The following is a 19,375-nucleotide window of genomic DNA, read 5'->3' on the forward strand; positions in this document are numbered from 1 at the left end:
GTTCCCTAACTCGCTTTGGGCACGAAAGCGCCCGGCGGAATGTTGCCTTCGACATAGGCGTGCTGGAGCGCATCCAGCTGCACCCACAGCACGTTGGTCTTGAAGATCAGCGCGTTGCACACCTGCGCGCGCTGCTCCGGTGTCGTCGCATGCGTTCTCACATAGTCGAGCGCGAAATTGGCGTCGCGCGGCGCCTGCGTCAGGCGCCTCTTGAAATAGCTCATGATATCAGGGTTGACGAAGTCGTAATGCTGCAACATGCCGGCGATGCGCTCCTCGTGCAGGTTCGGCGCGAACAGCTCGGTGAGCGAGGAGGCAATGGCCTCCAGCGGGCTCTTCTCGCGGCAATAATGGACATAAGCTTCCACCGCAAACCGCGTCGCCGGCAGGATGCCCTCGGTCGATTCCACATAGGCCGTGTCGAGCCCGAGCCCTTCGGTCAGCTTCAGCCAGCGCTCGATGCCGCCCTCGGAGCCGACATCGCCGTCATGGTCCTCGATGCGGTGGCGCCATTCCAGCCGCGTGGCGCGGTCGCGGAAGCGCGAGATCACCACCGCGTCCTTGATCGGGATCGTGCTCTGGTAATAGTAGCGGTTCAGCGCCCAGGCCTGCACCTGGCCCTTGCTCAGCTTGCCGCCGTGCAGCAGCTTGTGGAACGGATGCAGGCTGTGATAGCGCGTCGCGCCGATATGGCGCAGCGCCGCTTCCAGCTCCTCGGCCGAATTGAGCCTGATGTCCTTGCCGACCGAGAGCGCGGTCATTCCAGTCATGGATGCATTCACAGCACGATCTCCGTTCCGTCGGCGGGAATCTGCCAGCCCGCGGCCTCGGCCGTCTTGCGTTCAGGCGAGGCAGGCAGCAGCGCCGGGTTCGAGTTGTTGATATGCAGAAACATCTTCCTGGCGATCGTGAGATCGGCGAGGCGCGCGATCGCGCCGTCGTCGCCGGACATCGACACATGCCCCATGCTCTTGCCGGTCTTGTGTCCGAGTCCGCATTTGATCATCTCGTCGTCCTGCCAGACCGTGCCGTCGAAGAACACCAGCGAGGCGCCGTCGATCCTGGCCTTGAGCGTGTCGGTCACCTCGGCGCAGGCGGCGATGAAGTAGAAGCATTTGCCGGTCGACTTGTCGGTGATCTTGAGTCCCAGCGTATCGCCGTCGCCGCTCTCGCCGCCGGGATGCGCCTTGCCTTCGAGATACCAGGCTGATTTGCCCGGCACGGCGAAGGCCAGCACCTCCAGCCCCGAGCGCGCGCCATCGGGCAATCGCGGCTCGAAGGGCTCATTGATCGCGATCGGTTGGCGCTTGACGTTCGTCGCGTTCAGCACGTTGAAAATGCTGTTGCTGGCCAGGATCGCCAGCACCTTCTCATGCGCGTAGACCGTGAAGGGCGAGCCCTCGCGCATCGAGAGCAGGCCGGCGACCGCATCCACTTCGCTGTTAGTCAGGATCACACCGGCAACAGGCGTGTGGCGCAGGCTGCCTTCCTTGGGATGCAGCTGCGGCGTGGCGTTCAATTGCTGGCGAAGATCAGGGGAGGCGTTGATCAGGAACCAGTGCTCGCCGTCGCAGCTGAAGGCAACCGAGGCCTGGGTTCGACAAAGGTCTTGGCCGGTTTCGCGGGCCGCCCGGCAGCCTTCACACCCGCAATTCCATTGCGGGACTCCGCCGCCGGCCCCGGCGCCCAGGACGACGACGCGAAGCATGATCCGTCTCCTGGCAAGGTCGCGAGGTGGATCTCAGGCCGTCACGGTTTCGATCCTTGCGAAACCGATCGTGACCGCAAGACCCACCTGCACAGAACGCTTCACTACCAACCGCTTACTTGCGGGTGGCGCTCACATACATGTTGATTTCCATGCCGCAGGGCACTTCGACGATCTTGGGGGCTTTCCAGGCCATTTTGGCTCTCCATTTTGCAGATTGGGACGTTTCCGCCCGGGGAGATAAGTTACTGCGGGCGGAGAAGTTCGCCAGTGAAATTTTCCCCATCTAGCCATGTTGCGCCGCGAAACCTGCGGGGGGAACAGGACTTTCTGGTGATACGGCCTTGCGCGTGGCGCATTCGGTCGCGAACGCTGTCCTGATAAAGCAGTTGTGAGTGCAGGTGCAGGTTTCAATCCGGTACAGGCGACCTAGCTGGATCTCGTGATGCCCAAATATTACTTCAATACCCGTATCGGGGATGAATTGATCGTGGACCCCGAAGGCGAGGTTCTGCGCAATCCCGATCGTGCCTGGGAGGTCGCCCGCCAGATGATCCTGGAGGTGGTGAAGTCCGAAGGCGCCCAGCCGGCCCTGCTGGAGGCGGTCATCGAGGTCACCGACGACGACGGCGAGATCGTGCTCGAATTCCCCTTCACCGAGGCCCTGCTGGACACGCCGGACGAGTCGGCGACCAGGCATTAGAGGCCGACCAGCAGCGTCTCAGAAGCGCTCCCGCTCTCTCCCGGTCATTGCGAGGAGCTCGCGACAAAATTGCGTAGCAATTTTGCGCTGATGCGACGAAGCAATCCAGACTGCCTCTCCGGAGGGACTCTGGATTGCTTCGCTGCGCTCGCAATGACGAAGAACGGCGCACCGGCGGGGATCAAACCCGCCCTTCCACCCTGCGAAATCCGCATGGCTTTGCCGCGTTCCCGGCGCTAAAAGACGCCGGTCATACGGAGCAAGTCATGCAAGATCTCTGGCGCCTGCCGGCTGCCGACCTCGCCGCCCTCGTCAGGGCCAAAAAGGTGTCCGCCCGGGAGGCCGCCAAAGCCGGCCTCGACCGCCTCGATGCGGTCAATCCCCAGCTCAATGCCGTGATCGACCACCGGCCGGAGGACGTGCTCGAGCAGGCCGACGCCGTCGATGCCGCCATCGCCCGCGGCGAAGATCCAGGGGTGCTCGCCGGCGTTCCCGTCACCATCAAGGCCAATGTCGACCAGGCAGGCTTTGCCACCACCAACGGCCTGAAGCTCCAGCGCGACCTCATCGCGCGGGAGGACAATCCTGTCGTCGCCAATTTCCGCAGAGCAGGCGCGGTCCTCCTCGGGCGCACCAATTGCCCGGCCTTCTCCTATCGCTGGTTCACCACCAACCTCGTCCATGGCGACACCAAGAATCCCCGCGATGCGTCATTGACGCCCGGCGGCTCGTCCGGCGGCGCAGGCTCGGCGGTCGCGGCCGGCATCGGCCACATCGCCCATGGCACCGACATCGCCGGTTCGATCCGCTATCCCGCCTATGCCTGCGGCGTGCATGGCCTGCGCCCGACGCTGGGCCGTATCCCAGCCTTCAATCCGGCGCTGCCGGAGCGGCCGATCGGCCCGCAGATCATGGCGGTGTCGGGCCCGCTCGCCCGCACGGTCAATGACCTCAAGCTCTCGCTCGCCGCCATGTCGGCGCGCGATGTCCGCGATCCCTGGTATGTGCCGGCGCCGCTCGAGGGTCCGGCCGTGCCGAAGCGCGCCGCGATCTGCCTCAATCCGGATGGCCTTGCCACCACGCCTGAGGTGAAGGCGGCCGTGACCGATGCCGGCAAGCGCCTGGAGCGCGCCGGTTGGACCGTCGAAGTCATCGAAAACACCCCGCCGATGCGCGAAGCCGTCGAGTGGCAGATCAAACTCTGGCTCGGTGACGGCTATGAGGCGCAGCTCGAGATGGCCGAGCGCGAGGGCGATCCCGGCGCGCTGGCGTGTCTGCGCGGCAATCGCAGCAGGGTCACGCCGATGGACCAGGCGAATTACGCCAAGGCGCTGACGCGACGCGCCACGCTGACCCGCGAATGGATGCTGTTCTTCGAAAAATACGCCGTCGTGCTGACGCCGGTTTCCGGCGAGCTGCCGTTCCCCGATCATCTCGACCGCAAGGACGCAGCGTCGTTCGAGCGCGTCTGGGAAGCGCAGCTGCCGCAGATCGCGACGCCCTTCATGGGCCTGCCGGGCCTCGTGGTCTCCACCGGCCTCGTCGGCAAAACGCCGGTCGGCGTGCACATCGTCTCCGGCCGCTATCGCGAGGATCTCTGTCTTCTCGCCGGCGAAGCGATCGAGGCCGGCGGCGTGCCGGCCTCGCCGATCGATCCCGTGGGCTAGCGATGTCTGCGCTCTACGATTTCAAGGCCAATTCGCTCGGCGGCGACGAGGTGTCGATGCGCGCCTTCGAGGGGCAGGTGCTGCTGATCGTCAACACCGCGAGCAAATGCGGCTTCACGCCGCAATATCGCGGCCTGGAGGATCTGCACCGCGATCTCTCGCCGCGCGGCTTCTCGGTGCTCGGCTTTCCCTGCAACCAGTTCGGCGCGCAGGAGCCGGGGCAGGCGGGCGAGATCCAGGCGTTCTGCTCCACCAATTACGACGTCACCTTTCCGCTGTTCGAGAAGATCGACGTCAACGGCGCCAACGCGCATCCCCTGTATGAGTACCTGAAACGCCAGCAATCCGGCCTGCTGGGCGCCTCCATCAAGTGGAATTTCACCAAATTCCTGGTGGACCGTGCCGGCCGTGTGGTCGCGCGCTATGCGCCGACGGCGCGGCCGGAAGGATTGCGGCAGAAGATCGAGACCCTGTTATGAGCGAGACATCCATGAGCGACGAATTTCCGGACCGCCTGTCGGTCGATCCCAACAGCCCCTATTACAATGCGGACATCCTCCAGCGCGACGTCGGCATCCGCTTCAAGGGCATCGAGAAGACCAATGTCGAGGAGTACTGCATCAGCGAAGGCTGGGTCCGCGTCACCGCCGGCAACGCCAAGGACCGCTACGGCAACCCGCTGACCATCAAGGTGCATGGGCCTGTGGAGCCGTATTTCAGGGATAAGAAGTAGTTTGAGCCGTGTTCCCGCCACGTCATCGTGAGGGAGCGCACTCTCTCTCCTCGTCATTGCGAGGAGCCCACTCTCTCTCCTCGTCATTGCGAGCGAAGCGAAGCAATCCAGAATCGTTCCACGGTGACAGTCTGGATTGCTTCGTCGCAAGAGCTCCTCGCAATGACGAAAGTGAAAGGCCACGTCCATGTCCGTCCGCATCGTCGACGTCCGCGAGATCACCAAGCCGATCTCCTCCCCGATCCGCAACGCCTATATCGACTTCACCAGGATGACGACCAGCCTGGTTGCCGTCGTCACCGACGTCGTGCGCGACGGCAAGCGCGTCGTCGGCTACGGCTTCAACTCCAATGGCCGCTACGGACAGGGCGGCCTGATCCGCGAGCGTTTTGCCTCGCGCATCACGGACGCCGACCCGGGATCGCTGCTCAACGCATCAGGCGACAATCTCGACCCCGACAAGGTCTGGGCCGCGATGATGACCAATGAAAAGCCCGGCGGTCATGGCGAGCGCTCGGTCGCGGTCGGTACCATCGACATGGCGGTGTGGGACGCGGTGGCGAAGATATCAGGCAAGCCGCTGTTTCGCCTGCTCGCCGAGCGTCACGGCGTCAAAGCCAATCCGCGCGTCTTCGTCTACGCCGCCGGTGGCTACTATTATCCCGGCAAGGATCTCTCGGCGCTGCGCGGCGAAATGCGCGGCTATCTCGATCGCGGCTACAACGTCGTGAAGATGAAGATCGGCGGTGCGACGATTGATGAGGACCGCAGCCGCATCGAGGCGGTGCTGAAGGAGATCGGCAAGGACGCGCAGCTCGCCGTCGATGCCAATGGCCGCTTCAATCTCGAGACCGGCATCGCCTACGCCAAGATGCTGCGCGACTATCCGCTGTTCTGGTACGAGGAAGCCGGCGATCCGCTCGACTACGCGCTGCAGGCCGCGCTCGCCGAATTCTATCCGGGCCCGATGGCCACGGGCGAGAATCTGTTCAGCCACCAGGACGCCCGCAACCTGATCCGCTACGGCGGCATGCGCCCCGATCGCGACTGGCTGCAATTCGACTGCGCGCTGTCCTATGGCCTGTGCGAATACCAGCGCACGCTGGAAGTTTTGAAGACCCACGGCTGGTCCCCCAGCCGCTGCATCCCGCACGGCGGCCACCAGATGTCGCTGAACATCGCAGCGGGCCTCGGGCTCGGCGGCAACGAAAGCTACCCCGACCTGTTCCAGCCCTATGGCGGCTTCCCCGACGGCGTCCGCGTCGAGAACGGCCACATCACCATGCCCGACCTCCCGGGCATCGGTTTCGAAGGCAAGTCGGATCTCTACAAGGAAATGAAGGCGCTGGCGGAGTAGCGCTGGTCGTTGGAGTACGACGCCCGCCGTCCCACCCTCCGTCATTGCGAGCGCAGCGAAGCAATCCAGAATCTTTCCGCGGCGGCAGTCTGGATTGCTTCGTCGCAAGAGCTCCTCGCAATGACGGCGGAGGGAGCGGTGGTCTCTACGGATACCCTGCTGCTGCGGGCGGATTGCTGAAGTTGTGCGCGGCGGCGCCGCCACAACCTCCGTCATTGCGAGCGCAGCGAAGCAATCCAGAATCGTTCCTCGCAATCATCTCTTGGTTGTGTTATCGTGATCGCTCTCTCTGTATTGAGCGCCATCATGAAGCAGCCTTGCGTCTACATGTTCGCCAATCGCCGCAACGGAACGATCTACACCGGCGTCACGTCCAATCCGCCGCGCCGCGCGTTCGAGCATCGCGAGGGCCTCGTGAAAGGCTTCTCCTCACAGTATGGCTGCAAGCTCCTCGTCTGGTACGAGCTGCATGCGACCATGATCGACGCGATCACGCGCGAGAAGCAGATCAAGGGCGGCAGCCGGGCAAAGAAACTTGCGCTCATCGAGAGCGTCAATCCGGACTGGGCAGATCTGTACGACACGTTGATCTGATCGAACCAACTGCGTGAGACGCAGGCCGTCGCCACACCCTCCGTCATTGCGAGCGCAGCGAAGCAATCCAGAATCTTTCCGCGGCGGCAGTCTGGATTGCTTCGTCGCATCAGCGCAAAATTGCCCTGCAATTTTGTCGCGAGCTCCTCGCAATGACGGTGGAGGGAGCGGTGGTCTCTACGGAAGACCCTGCTCCTGCGAGCGGATTGCTGAAGTTGTGCGCGGCGCCGCCGCCACTCCCTCCGTCATTGCGAGCGCAGCGAAGCAATCCAGAATCGTTCCGCCGAGGCAGTCTGGATTGCTTCATCGCATCAGCGCAAAATTGCCCTGCAATTTTGTCGCGAGCTCCTCGCAATGACGGTGGAGGGAGCCGGGCTCGCAATGACGGTGGTGACAGGCGGGGGCAGTCACCGCACCGTCACCTGCACCCCCACAATCGGCTCCCGCCTCCCATACATCAACGACCGCCAGAGCCATTCGAGCGGGCCGTAGCGGTAGCGGCGCAGCCACCAGGCGCTGGAGAGCACTTGTCCGATATAGACGGCGATGCCGATGGCGAGGGCCTGGGTGATGCCGAGCCGGCCGAACAGGCCGAGGCCGTAGCCGTAGAAGATCCAGCCGAAGATGACGGATTGTGCGACGTAGTTGGTGAAGGCCATCCGTCCGAGCGGCGCGGCCCAGCCGAGGAGCCGCTTGCCGCGCTCGAAGCTGGCAATGCCGAGGATGGCGGCGCCATAGCCAACCGCCAGCACGATGGTGCCAAGCGGTTCGATATCTTCATAGAGCAGGGCCGCGCCGAGAGCGATCGCGGGGAGCGCAATGGCGCACAGGGCGGGCGCATTCTGCACAACGCCGCTGCGCCAGGCGAGTGCTCCCAGAAGAAACAGGCCGATTGTGCGCGCAAAGACGAACGCGTGCAGGGGCGCGACGAGATGAAGTTCGCGCAGGCGGAACGCCAGCACGTCGAGAAAGCCGCTGGTCGCATAGATCCGATTGGCATCCATGACGTCGCGCCAGATCACGGTCCTTGAGGGAAACAATCCCTCAGGCGGAGACGCCTGGATCGCCAGATACAGCGCGAGGGACACGAGCGCAGCGAGTGTAAGCAGCCAGTGCGGCCCGAACAGGAACGGCAGCACGATGAACCCCGCCAGCGCATATTCGGTCAGGATGTCGCCGTTCCAGATCAGGCACAGGTGAATGACGCCGAACCCCAGCAGCACGGCGAGCCTGCGCGCGAGCAGTGCGGTGCGGCGCCCGCTGGCCGCGAGCCGGTCGAATTGAATGGCAAGGCCCACGCCGAACAGCAACGAAAACAGCGCAAATGCCTTGAGCTCGACGGCCTCCGTCAGGATCGTCTCGATGGCGCGATCGATTGGCGACGCCAGCGTCTTGCGACCGAGGAACTGCTCGAAGATCGAAACGCGAAATTCCATCACAAGGTTGATGGCCATGACGCCGAACAAGGCAATGCCCCTGAGGACGTCGATGGCGTCAATTCGATCGAGGGGATTGGTTGGCCGGGGCGAGGCCGAGCTATCGGAAGAGGCTGCGCTATTGGAAGTCATTGCGATATGAATTCCAATTGCGCCTTGGCGGTTTCTCGCTCACCCCTACGACAGCCGCATGTCCAGCAGCCGTCGCCCTTCGCCCTTCAGCAGCTTCTTCACTGCGCTCGAGGCCACGACCTCGCCGTCATTGGCGTAGGCTTCGTGGTTCTTCTCGATGTCGTCGAGGCGGTAGAGGTAGTTGACCATGACGCCGGCGGATTCGCGCAGGCCCTTGGGCGAGAGGTCGCCGAGCCAGTTGATGCGCTCCAGCCGCGCGCCGTTGCCGAGGTGGAAGCGGGCGACGGAATCGATCAGGCGGCCCTTCGGCGTGCGCGCCTTCAGGAAATAATAGGCTGTGAGCGGCTCGATCACGGCGCGCAGCTGCGCGGTCGTCTCCGGGTTCTCGAACCATTTGGGATCGTCGAGGCGCTTGAGGATCTCGCGGTCCTCGTCCGACAGCGGCAGATCCTTGTCCTGCTTCACCCATGGCATGAAGCCCGGCACCGGCGACAGCGTCACGAAGGTGTCGAGCTTGGGCAGTTCGCGGCGCAGCTCCTCGACCACCTGCTTGATCAGGAAGCTGCCGAACGAAATGCCGCCGAGGCCACGTTGGGTATTCGAGATCGAATAAAAGACGGCGGTGCGCGCCTTCTCGATCGGAAGGTGCTGGCGATCGACCGCGAGCAGCGGCGCAATCGCGCCGGGAATCGTCTCGGTCAGCGCGACCTCGACGAAGATCAGCGGCTCGTCCACCATCGCGGGATGAAAGAAGGCGTAGCAGCGGCGATCGACCGGATCGATGCGGCGCCGAAGATCGTCCCAATCGCTGATCTCGTGCACGGCCTCATAGCGGATGATCTTTTCGAGGATGTTGGCTGGGGTCGACCAGTCAATCCGGCGCAGCACGAGAAACCCCCTGTTGAACCACGACGAGAGAAGATGCGACACGTCGCGGTCGAGCGCGGCGAGATCGGTGTGTCCGTTCATCATGCCGAGCAGGTCGGCGCGCATGGCGACGAGATCGCCGGTGCCGCCGGGGGCCCGGTTGAGCCGGCGGATCAGCTCCTGCCGCCGCGGCTCCGAAGCGAAATGCAGCGCGCTGGCGTCCTCGTCATCAGGCTCGGTGCGCCATTTTTCGATCGCCCTGGACAGGCGTTCCCGGTCCGGGCCGAAATCGCGCACCAGTCCCTCGAAGAAGGCGCGGCGTCCTGCCGTGTCCAACTCCCGGTAGATGTCGAGCACCTCGCGCGCCATAGCGGTGCCGGAGGCCTCGCCGCGGCCGGACAGCAGCGCGTCGCAGAGCGCGATCAGCCCGTCGGCATCCTGCCTGGTATCGCTGGCGTCCCCCCGGCGCAGCAGCGTGCGGCCGCGCTCGGAAATCGTGGCGAGCAGGTCGGAGAAGAAGGCATTGGCCATCTGGGCTTTTCGAATCCGGATTTGTAAGGTGCGCAAGATTACACGGGATTTAGGCGGAAGCCGATCACAATCAAGCAGGTGATTTTTTCGACTTTAGCTGGGCCGTGCGTTTCGGGAACGCTGTGATGCCGGGTGAGGGCCGTGCTGGTGCCACACGAAAGCTGCCGTAGGGTGGGCAAAGCGAAGCGTGCCCACGTCTTTCGCTGTCCTCGCGAGATGGTGGGCACGGCCCAAGAGCGCCTTTGCCCACCCTACGATTTACTGCAGCTTGGCGAGCAGCTCACCCCTTCCCCGCAAACTCCGTCGGCGTCCGCCCCGTCACCTGGCGGAATGCGGCCGAGAACGCCGGCACGCTGGCATAGCCGAGCTGCGTGGCGAGCTGTTTCACCGACACGTTCGCATCGGTCGACAGCTTCCGGATCGCCGCCGCGATTCTTGCGCGCTGGCACCAGCTCTTGAAGCTCAGCTGCGTCTCGCTGGAGAACAGCCGCGACAGCGTGCGCGCCGAGGTTCCGACCTCGCGCGCCAGCGTGTCGATGTCGTGCAGGGCGGTGGGATCGTCGAGCACGATCATTGCGGCGCGGCGGCAGCGCGGCTCGTGCGGCAGCGGCACGAAGGTCGCGGAATCTTCGGCTTGATGCAGCTCCAGCATCACCAGGCGCGCCAGCAGCTCGGTCCGTTCCTCGGTATTGCCAGCGTCGAACAGCGCGAGGATCGCCTGGTTGAGCAGCGGCGACACCCGCACCACGAATTCCCGGGTCAGTCCCTCATAGCGCTGCTCGCGCTTCAGCCAGGACACGTCGAAATACAGCGTGCGCATCTCGATGTCGGCGAGCAGGTCGATGGCATGCTGGAGCCCGGCCGGCACCCAGACCGCGCGGTCCGGCGGCACCAGCCAACGCCCCTCGGGGGTGTTGACCTGCATCGTGCCCTTCGCGGCATAGATCAGCTGGGCCTCGCGGTGCATATGCAGATCGATGCGCAAACCTCTCGGATAGTCGCGCGCGACCAGGTGCACGCCCGCGGTGGAGCGATGGTTACCCTGGACCTTCCTCAGGATTGGCTTTTCCAAGATTGGCGTTTCCAAGATTGGCGTTTCCAAGACAGTCATTGGCAGCATCCCGTCATTGCCAGGACATATAACTGATTTCGGAGCGGGAGAGGATTCCGAATGAACAGCCCTGTCAGGGTCATCAGTTTCGTCAATGCAGGCCATTTCATCGACCATTATGCGATGCTCATTTTCGCCGCCGCCGTGATCATCATGGGGCCGGCGCTCGGCATGGCCTATTCGGAGCTGCTGCCTTACGCGACGCCCGGTTTCATCGCCTTCGGCGCCGGCTCGCTGCTGACCGGCTGGCTCGGGGACCGCTGGAGCCGCCGCCACATGATGGTGATCTTCTTCATCGGCATCGGTGCATCCATGATCTCGGTCGGCTGCGTGCAGACGCCGTTGCAGCTCGGCGCGGCGCTGCTGGCGATCGGCGTGTTCGCCTCGATCTATCACCCTGTCGGCACCGCGATGATCGTATCCTATGCCGACCGGCTCGGCCGCGAGATGGGCATCAACGGCGTCTGGGGCAATCTCGGCGTCGCCTCGTCGGCGCTGGTCACCGGCGTAATCGGCCAGTATCTCGGCTGGCGCTTTGCCTTCATCGTTCCCGGCATCGTCACCATCCTGATCGGCCTCGCCTTTGCGATGATGGTCGTGCATGAGGACCGCAAGGGCTCGAAGCAGGCGGCCGCGCAAGCGCGAGTGGCAAAACAGGACATGTGGCGCGTGGTGCTGTCGCTGCTCATCGTTGTCATTGCGATCTCCACCACGTTCAACGCCGTCACGGTGGCGCTGCCGAAGCTGTTTGCCGAGCGGCTCGCGGACCTGACGAGGAGCCCGGCGCTGCTCGGCGTCATCGCGGCTGGCGTCTATGTGTTCGGCGCGATGACGCAGTACACGATCGGCCGGCTGCTCGACCGCTATTCGCTGAAGACGGTGGCCCTGCCGCTCTCCTTCATGCTGGCACCGTTCCTGTATCTCGCCGCAAGCCTGTCCAACCTGCCGCTGATCCTGGTCTCGATCGGCATCGTCATGGGCGCGTTCGGCCAGGTCACGGTCAACGACGCCATGGTCGGCAAATACACCAGCGAAGAATGGCGCTCGCGCGCCTATGCCGTACGCTACTTCATCGGCTTCACCGCGGCCGGCGCGTCCGTGGGCCTCGTCGCCTGGCTCTATGAGCAGGGCGGCTTCGTGACGATGCTGCATGCGTTTGCCGGTTTGTGCCTGCTGGCGATCGCCGCCGCCATCATCCTGCCGCGGGAGATCCGGACGCCGCAGGCGCAGTCGGCCTAACCCGTCGTCGTGCGGCAAGCAGCTCTCTCCACTCGTCATTGCGAGCGTAGCGAAGCAATCCAGAATCTTCCCGCGGAGAGACTCTGGATTGCTTCGCTGCGCTCGCAATGACGGAGGATAGGACCGGGCACGTCTCACGCGCCTTCCCATGATGCCATTATGCCCCTGTTTTGCCCGACGGAGCAAGCGATTTCGGCATAGCCGAAATAACGCGAGCCTTTTCAACCTCATCCTACTGTGCATGGGGTTGTTTTACGGCTTCACCTCCGCCACCGGCTGCGCCTTCGGCGCCTTCCGCGACTCCAGCCAGTTCTCGAACCGCTGCACCACCACGAAGAACGCGGGCACGAACAGCACCGCGAGGCAGGTCGAGGCCAGCATGCCTGAGAACACCGTGATGCCGATCGACTTGCGCGCGCTGGCGCCGGCGCCGGTCGCGAGCACCAAGGGCACCACGCCGAGGATGAAGGCGAACGAGGTCATCAGGATCGGGCGGAAGCGGGCGCGCGCCGCCTCGATCGCGGATTCGATGACCGGCTTGCCGTCGCGGCCGTGCAGCTCGAGGCCGACCTCGACGATCAGGATGGCGTTCTTGGCCGAGAGCGCGATCAGCAGGATCAGACCGATCTGGCAGTAGAGGTTGTTGTCGATCTTCAGGCCGGAGAGGATCAGCATCGGCCCGAGCAGCGACAGCGGCACCGCGAGGATCACCGAGATCGGCGCGTACCAGCTCTCATACTGGCCGGCGAGCACGAGGTAGACCAGCAGCATGGCGAGGCCGAACACCCAGTAGATCTGGTTGGAGACGGCCTTCTCCTGGTAGGACATCGCCGTCCATTCGTAGCCGGTGCCCGGCGGCAGCGTCTTGTCGCCGATCTCCTCCATCAGCTTCAGCGATTGCCCGGACGAATAGCCCTGCGCCGGCAGGCCGACGATGGTGGAGGACGGATAGAGATTGTAGAGGCTGATCAGCGACGGTCCCGTCACCGGCGTGATGGTGGCAACGGTGCCGATCGGGATCATGTCGCCGTTCTGGTTGCGCACCTGCATGTTGGCGATGTCGCGCTCGGTGACGCGAAACGCCGGATCGGCCTGCGTGTAGACCTGGAACACGCGGCCGAACTTGTTGAACTGGTTGACGTAGGACGAGCCGAGATAGGTCGACAGCGCCGAGAACACCGCGTCCGTCGTCACGTGCAGCGTCTGCGTCTTGACACGGTCGATCTCGACGTTGAATTGCGGGACCGCCGATCGGAACGAGGACGAGACGCGCTGCAGCGCGCTCTGGCTCTGGGCGTTGCTGACCATCGCGCCGGTGATGGCCTGCAGCTTGGCGAAGTCGCTGTTGCCGTCGCGCAGCTCGACCTGCATCGAGAAGCCGGCCGCGTTGCCGATGCCCTGGATGGGCGGCGGCGGCAGCACCAGCGTCCGCGCTTCCATGATATCAGCGACCTTGTCGTTGAGACCGTAGACCAGCGAGCGCAAATCCTCGCCGGGGCCTTTGCGCGCTTCCCAGTCCTTCAGGATGATGTAGGCGACGCCGGCATTGGCAAGGCTCGCGCTGCTGTCGAGCGCGGAGATGCCGGCGATGGTGATGACCTGCTGGACGCCTGGCGTATCCTTGATGATATCGGCGGCCCGGTCGAGCACCTTCTGGGTCCGCTCCAGCGAGGCGCCGTCGGGCAGCTGCACGGCGGCGATCAGATAGCCCTGGTCCTCGATCGGCAGGAAGCCGGTCGGCACCCGCGACAGGCCGTAGCCGCTGAAGCCGATCACGACCAGCGCGAACGCGACCGAGACGGTCGCGTGCTTGACGAGGAACGTGATCAGCCTGACGTAGCCGCGCTCGACCCTGTTGTAGACGGCGTTGAAGCCGCGGTAGAAGAAGTTGCGCTGTTCCGGCGGCACCGCGGGTCGCAGCCACAGCGCGCATTGCGTCGGCTTCAGGGTCGCCGCATTGATGGCGGACAAGAGCGCGGTCGCGGCGATCACCAGCGCGAATTGCGAATAGATGCGCCCGGTGAGGCCGGCGAGAAACGAAGCCGGCAGGAACACCGAGATCAGCACCAGGGTGATGCCGACGATCGGCGCGAACAGCTGGTCCATCGCCTTGATCGCGGCGTCGTGGCCGTTCATGCCCTGCTCGATATTGTGGGCCGCGCCCTCGACCACGACGATGGCGTCGTCGACCACGATGCCGATCGCCAGCACGATTGCAAACAGCGTCGACATGTTGATGGTGAAGCCAAGCGCCGCCATCGCGGCGAAGGCGCCGACGATGGTGACAGGCACGGTAGTCGCGGGCACCAGCATCGCGCGCCAGTCCTGCAGGAACACGAGGATGACGACCAGCACCAGCAGGCCGGCCTCGATCAGGGTCGTATAGACCTCGTGCACCGAGGCATTCACGAATTTCGTGGTGTCGAACGGCGTGTCGTACTTGATGCCTTCCGGAAACCGCTTGGCGAGCTCCACCATCTTCTTCTCGACGGCCTGCTCGACTTGAAGCGCATTGGCGCCGGGCGACTGGAACACGCCGATGCCGGTGGCCGGCTGCTTGTTGAGCGAGAACAGCTGGCTGTAGGTCTGTGCGCCGAGCTCGACCCAGCCGACGTCGCGCACCCGCGTGACGTCGCCGCTGGTCCCGGTCTTGACGATGATGTTCTCGAACTGCGTGGTGTCGTCGAGCCTTCCGTTGACGTTGAGCGTGTACTGGAACGCCTGGCCCGGCGGTGTCGGCGGCGCGCCGACCTGTCCGGCCGAGACCTGCTGGCTCTGCTGCTGGATGGCCTGGATGACATCCTGCGGAACGAGGCCGCGCACCTGCAGCTTGTTCGGATCGAGCCAGATCCGCATCGAATACTGGCCGGCGCCGAACACGGTGACGTTGCCGACGCCCGGCAGGCGGGAGAGCTCGTCACGAATGTTGATGGTGGCGTAATTGCTCAAATAGAGACTGTCGAAGGTCTTGTCCGGCGAGGTCAGCGTCACGAACAGCAGGATGGAGGTCGACTTCTTCTGGACAGTGACGCCCTGGTTCTGCACCGACTGCGGCAGCTGCGACAGCGCGCTGGAAACGCGGTTCTGCACCAGCACCTGCGCGAAGTTCAGATCGGTCCCGATCTTGAAGGTCACCGTCAGCGTGTAGGTGCCGTCGGAGCCGCTATAGGACTGCATGTAGAGCATGTCCTCGACGCCGTTGACTTGTTGTTCTATCGGCAAGGCAACTGTGTCGATCACGGTCTTTGCGCTGGCGCCGGGATAGCGCGTCGTCACCTGCACCGTCGGCGGCACCACGTCGGGATACTGCGAGATCGCAAGGTTGAACAGCGAGACGCCGCCGATCAGGATCATCAGCAGCGCGATGACGTTCGAGAGGACCGGCCGCTCGATGAAGAACTTTGAGATCATGGCCGGCGCTCCTACTTGGCAGACGCCTGCGGCTGCTCGATCTTGGTCTGTTGCGGATCGATCTTCTGGCCCGGGATCACCCGCAGCAGCCCTGACGTGATGACGCGGTCATCAGGCTTCAGGCCGTTTTCGATCACGCGCAAGCCGCCGTCGACGGGGCCGACCTGCACCTTGCGCTGTTCGACGACGTTGTCCTTGTTCGCCACCAAGAGATAGCGGCCGCCCTGGTCGCTGCCGAGTGCGGTGTCGGGGACGAGCAAAGCGTCCTTGGCTTCGCCGAAGGGGACGCGGACGCGGACGAAATAGCCGGGGAGCAGCACCCGCTTGTCGTTGGGTACGAGGCCGCGTACCGCGAGCGTGCCGGTCGATGTATTGATGGTCGGTGCGACGTAGTCGAGCCTGCCCTCGTGCGGGTAGCCGGTCTCGGTCTGGAGGCCGACCTCGATCGGGAATTGCCTGAGGTCGGCGGGGGTCAATCCGCGCCGTTGCGCCTCGGCTCGGATGCGCAGCACATCCTGCTCATTGACGGTGAAGTTCACATAGATCGGGTCCATCGCCACGATGGTCGCGAGCTGGGTCGGGGAGGAGACGCCGACGAGTTCGCCGACCGAGACCATGTGCGCGCTGACGATGCCGTCGAACGGCGCGGTCACTTTGGTGTAGCCGTAGTTCACCTCGGCGAGTTTGGTGTTGGCCTGCGCCTGCTGGAGGTTGGCCTGCGCGTTGTCGCGGGTCGAGGTCGAGGTGTCGAGGGTTGCCTGCGAGACCGCCTGGCGCTGCACCAGATCGACCTGCCGCTTGTAGTCGGCTTCAGCCTGCTTGAGCGAGGCCTGCGCACCGGTCTCGGCCGCCTGCGCCTGATCCAGCTTCAGCTTGTAGGTCTCCGGCTCGATCGTGAACAGCTGGGTGCCTTGCTTGACGAATGTACCGTCGGTGTAGTCGATGGTTTGCAGGAACCCCTGCACGCGCGCGACGAGATCGACGCTCTTGATCGGCGCGGTGTTGCCGGTGGCCTCGACATAGCGCGTGACCGGGCGCTGCACCGGCATTGCGACATCCACCTTGGGCGGAGGCGGCGGCACGAACGTGTTCTTGTCCTCGCAGCCGGCCAGGACCACGACGGCCGCCGTGGCAACCAGGACCCGCCCGATATGTCTTCGCCCGCCATAATATGGTGCGGGGTGGGCAGGATTCGCTGAGGTCATGCGGTGGCCCCTGATGGCTGTCTGTCGGTGCGGCAAGCTAGCAACAAATTATGGGAGGTGGAACACCATAGCCATGGCCGTCACAACCCGTACACTGCAAACTGGTGATGTGGCCGTCGACGGTTCTGTCATGACAAATCGCCTTCCACGGACCGCACGATCGACCAGAATTGTGCCAACGGCTGTGTGACGGACGTGACGCGGCCCGAAGAAGAGGTTGGGTGGCATGTCGACGCGTCTCTGGTCGACCCTTGCCGGGCTTGTTCTCGCCGCAGCGATTGCCATGCCCGCACTGGCAGATGGCCTCAAGGATGAGATCGCGCCGACCGGCAAGCTCCGCGTCGCGATTGCAATCAGCCCGGCAGGCGGTGCGTTCTGGTCGACCAGGACGGATGCCGGCTATGCCGGCGTGCCAGTCGATCTGGGTCAGGAGATGGCCTCGCAAAACCTATGAAGAGATCGTCGGCCTCTTGAAGAACGGCGAGATCGACGCCTTTGCTCTCTCGCGCGACAAGCTCGATCGGCCGGCACAGAAAATTCCGGGCACGCGCGTCCTTCGAAACCTTCAAGAAGACGACTACTGCGGATGCGGTCCCGCTCGGTCATCAACAGACGTTGACCTTCGTTTCAGGGTTCATGAACGCTGCCGCGACGAACGGCACCCTGCGCAAGGCGTTCGACGATCACGGGATGACGGACACCCCGATCCTTATCGAATAGAAGACTGTCTTGCCGGCGACGCAGGATTTCATTGGGCTGGCGCGCGGTCGCGTTTCAGCTTCTGGCGACTTGGTTGCGAATGAAATTTTTGCGACGGGATGGTAACAAGCATCTTGCACTGGTGCGCCTGTAAAAATTTTTGTCCCGACAAACTCGCGAAGTGTCTCTTGCGTCAAACTGACACAGCGTTGTCACCGGTGATCGCTAGGTTTCGCGCCGTCACTCCTTCGGGGCAAACAAAAGATGAAAACCAAATTTTTGACGACGGCTGCGATGTTCGCGGCCGCGACTGCACTTGCGTGCAGCGTTCCGGTGTTCGCCGACGACTTCGATCGGGATCACGACGGCGATCATCGCCATCCGCACCACATTCACACCGAGACGCCGATCAAGCATCTCGTGATCATCTTCAACGAGAACCGCTCGTTCGACCATTATTTCGCGACCTATCCGAATGCCGGCAATCCTCCGGGCTCGATCCCGTTCGTGCCGAAGCCGCATACGCCGAAGGTCAACAACCTCGCCAACGCCAACCTGTTGACGAATAACCCGAACAACAACGCGGCCAATGGCACCGGCGCGACGGACCCGTTCCGCCTCGACCGCACCCAGGCCAACACGCGCTCGCAGAACCACGCCTACACGCCCGAGCAGGAAGCCGTCGATAACGGCAAGGACGACCTGTTCCCGAAATTCACAGGCCGCGGCACCGCCGGCAACTCCGGCGTCTTCGGAACCAGCGGCCAGGTGATGGGCTATTTCGACGGCAACACCGTCACCGCCCTCTGGAACTACGCCCAGCACTTCGCCATGAGCGACAACGCCTGGACCGACACCTTCGGTCCGTCGACTCCCGGTATGCTCGAGGTGATCTCGGGTCAGACCAATGGCGCCGTGAACGTCCTCGGTACGTCGACGCAGACCGTTCCGGACACTCAGGGTGGCCTGACCCTGATCGGTGATACCGATCCGGGCAATGACGTGTGCTCGACCACGAATCCGGCGTTCGCGACCGTCCTGATGAACGGCAAGAACATCGGCGACCTTCTCAACGAAGAGCACATCAGCTGGGGCAGCTTCATGGGCGGCTTCGATCTGACGATCAAGAATGCCAACGGCACGACGGGTTGCGCGCGCAGCACGATGTCGACCGTCGTGGGAGGGGCGACTGCGGACTACATCCCGCACCACGCCTGGTTCCAGTACTACAAGTCGACCGCCAATTGGACCCATGCGCGGCCGAGCTCGGTGCACGCAATCGGTCACACCTATGCGGATGACCACAAGACCCTCGATCCGGCCAACCACAATTACGATCTCGAGGATTTCTACGCGGCCGTGAAGGCAGGCCATCTCCCGGCCGTCTCCTACATCAAGTTGCCGGCCTATCAGGACGGTCATGCCGGTTATTCCGACCCGCTCGACGAGCAGGCTGGCACTGTCGAGCTGATCAACTTCCTGCAGAAGCAGCCGGAATGGCGCGAGACCGCCGTCATCATCACCTACGACGACTCCGACGGCTGGTACGACCACCAGTACCTTGCCCCGAAGAGCGCCTCGTATGATCCGACCGCCGACCAGGTCAACGGTCCGGGCAAGTGCGGCCTCGGCGCCAGCCAGCAACCGGCACCGAATGGCCTCGACGGCAAGCCGGTGAACGGCCGCTGCGGTCCGGGTACGCGCATTCCCTTCATCGTGGTCTCGCCCTATGCCAAGACCAACCATGTGAGCAGCACCTACATCTCGCAGGCTTCCGTGGTGCGGTTCATCGAGGACAACTGGTTGCACGGCAAGCGTATCGGCGGCGGCTCGTTTGATGCCACCACAGGATCGATCATGGATCTGTTCGACTTCGATCGGGATCATGACGGTCACGACCACGACCGCAACGACAAGCTGTTCCTCGACCCGACTGCCGGCACGGTCATCGTCAGCCCGCCGGACGGCCACCACTAAGTCCG

At 63.8% G+C, this 19,375-nt stretch carries 16 protein-coding genes and 1 pseudogene; 9 read left to right on the forward strand and 8 right to left on the reverse strand.

Annotated features, from left to right (window positions below; translation table 11 throughout):
- Positions 1-5: 5 nt before the first annotated feature.
- From pqqC to pqqA, 3 genes are all read right to left on the reverse strand, one after another.
- Positions 6-761 (reverse strand): pyrroloquinoline-quinone synthase PqqC, encoded by a 756-nt coding sequence (pqqC, locus tag JQ621_RS11485; RefSeq protein ID WP_212235025.1) that lies wholly within the window; start codon positions 759-761, stop codon positions 6-8.
- A gap of 17 nt (positions 762-778) precedes the next feature.
- Positions 779-1,708, reverse strand: coding sequence for a pyrroloquinoline quinone biosynthesis protein PqqB (gene pqqB, locus JQ621_RS11490; RefSeq protein ID WP_212234742.1), 930 nt, complete (start codon positions 1,706-1,708; stop codon positions 779-781).
- A gap of 115 nt (positions 1,709-1,823) precedes the next feature.
- Positions 1,824-1,904: a pyrroloquinoline quinone precursor peptide PqqA gene (gene pqqA / locus JQ621_RS11495; protein ID WP_007595659.1), complete on the reverse strand. Its 81-nt coding sequence runs from the start codon at positions 1,902-1,904 to the stop codon at positions 1,824-1,826.
- 249 nt (positions 1,905-2,153) lie between these two features.
- Here pqqA and JQ621_RS11500 point away from each other — a divergent pair, with 249 nt between their 5' ends.
- From JQ621_RS11500 to JQ621_RS11525, 6 genes are all read left to right on the forward strand, one after another.
- Positions 2,154-2,411, forward strand: a complete 258-nt coding sequence (locus JQ621_RS11500) for a DUF6894 family protein (RefSeq protein ID WP_212234751.1) — start codon at positions 2,154-2,156, stop codon at positions 2,409-2,411.
- Between the two features lie 266 nt (positions 2,412-2,677).
- Complete coding sequence (locus JQ621_RS11505; protein ID WP_212234753.1) at positions 2,678-4,078, forward strand: amidase family protein; 1,401 nt, start codon at positions 2,678-2,680, stop codon at positions 4,076-4,078.
- 2 nt (positions 4,079-4,080) lie between these two features.
- The gene (locus JQ621_RS11510; RefSeq protein ID WP_212234755.1) at positions 4,081-4,557 is read left to right on the forward strand and encodes a glutathione peroxidase; all 477 of its coding nucleotides are present in this window, start codon (positions 4,081-4,083) and stop codon (positions 4,555-4,557) included.
- Positions 4,554-4,811 (forward strand): DUF3297 family protein, encoded by a 258-nt coding sequence (locus tag JQ621_RS11515; protein ID WP_212234757.1) that lies wholly within the window; start codon positions 4,554-4,556, stop codon positions 4,809-4,811. The genes JQ621_RS11510 and JQ621_RS11515 overlap by 4 nt, the downstream gene beginning before the upstream one ends.
- 187 nt (positions 4,812-4,998) lie before the next feature.
- Complete coding sequence (tarD, locus tag JQ621_RS11520) at positions 4,999-6,168, forward strand: D(-)-tartrate dehydratase (RefSeq protein WP_212234766.1); 1,170 nt, start codon at positions 4,999-5,001, stop codon at positions 6,166-6,168.
- Between the two features lie 306 nt (positions 6,169-6,474).
- The gene (locus JQ621_RS11525; protein ID WP_212234768.1) at positions 6,475-6,762 is read left to right on the forward strand and encodes a GIY-YIG nuclease family protein; all 288 of its coding nucleotides are present in this window, start codon (positions 6,475-6,477) and stop codon (positions 6,760-6,762) included.
- A gap of 407 nt (positions 6,763-7,169) precedes the next feature.
- Here JQ621_RS11525 and JQ621_RS11530 read toward each other — a convergent pair whose 3' ends face one another.
- The 3 genes from JQ621_RS11530 to JQ621_RS11540 form a co-directional block, all read right to left on the reverse strand.
- Entirely contained in the window at positions 7,170-8,330 is a 1,161-nt protein-coding gene (locus tag JQ621_RS11530; RefSeq protein ID WP_212234777.1) for a DUF418 domain-containing protein, read from the reverse strand.
- A gap of 45 nt (positions 8,331-8,375) precedes the next feature.
- Positions 8,376-9,728, reverse strand: coding sequence for a malonyl-CoA decarboxylase (locus tag JQ621_RS11535; protein WP_212234779.1), 1,353 nt, complete (start codon positions 9,726-9,728; stop codon positions 8,376-8,378).
- A 280-nt stretch (positions 9,729-10,008) separates the two neighbouring features.
- Positions 10,009-10,848, reverse strand: coding sequence for an AraC family transcriptional regulator (locus JQ621_RS11540; protein ID WP_212234780.1), 840 nt, complete (start codon positions 10,846-10,848; stop codon positions 10,009-10,011).
- Between the two features lie 51 nt (positions 10,849-10,899).
- On the opposite strand from JQ621_RS11540, the gene JQ621_RS11545 reads away from it, so the two are divergent.
- Positions 10,900-12,078, forward strand: a complete 1,179-nt coding sequence (locus tag JQ621_RS11545) for an MFS transporter (RefSeq protein ID WP_212234781.1) — start codon at positions 10,900-10,902, stop codon at positions 12,076-12,078.
- A gap of 252 nt (positions 12,079-12,330) precedes the next feature.
- On the opposite strand, the gene JQ621_RS11550 is transcribed toward JQ621_RS11545, so the two are convergent.
- On the reverse strand, positions 12,331-15,489 hold the full coding sequence (locus tag JQ621_RS11550; RefSeq protein WP_212234782.1) for an efflux RND transporter permease subunit: 3,159 nt from the start codon (positions 15,487-15,489) through the stop codon (positions 12,331-12,333).
- Between the two features lie 11 nt (positions 15,490-15,500).
- On the reverse strand, positions 15,501-16,694 hold the full coding sequence (locus tag JQ621_RS11555; RefSeq protein ID WP_212234783.1) for an efflux RND transporter periplasmic adaptor subunit: 1,194 nt from the start codon (positions 16,692-16,694) through the stop codon (positions 15,501-15,503).
- Between the two features lie 226 nt (positions 16,695-16,920).
- Here JQ621_RS11555 and JQ621_RS11560 point away from each other — a divergent pair.
- A pseudogene (locus JQ621_RS11560) lies at positions 16,921-17,414 on the forward strand (type 2 periplasmic-binding domain-containing protein).
- A 243-nt stretch (positions 17,415-17,657) separates the two neighbouring features.
- On the forward strand, positions 17,658-19,370 hold the full coding sequence (locus JQ621_RS11565; protein WP_212234784.1) for a phospholipase C: 1,713 nt from the start codon (positions 17,658-17,660) through the stop codon (positions 19,368-19,370).
- Positions 19,371-19,375 lie beyond the last annotated feature (5 nt).

The sequence above is a fragment of the Bradyrhizobium manausense genome (assembly GCF_018129685.1).
Taxonomy (GTDB): Bacteria; Pseudomonadota; Alphaproteobacteria; order Rhizobiales; family Xanthobacteraceae; genus Bradyrhizobium; species Bradyrhizobium manausense_D.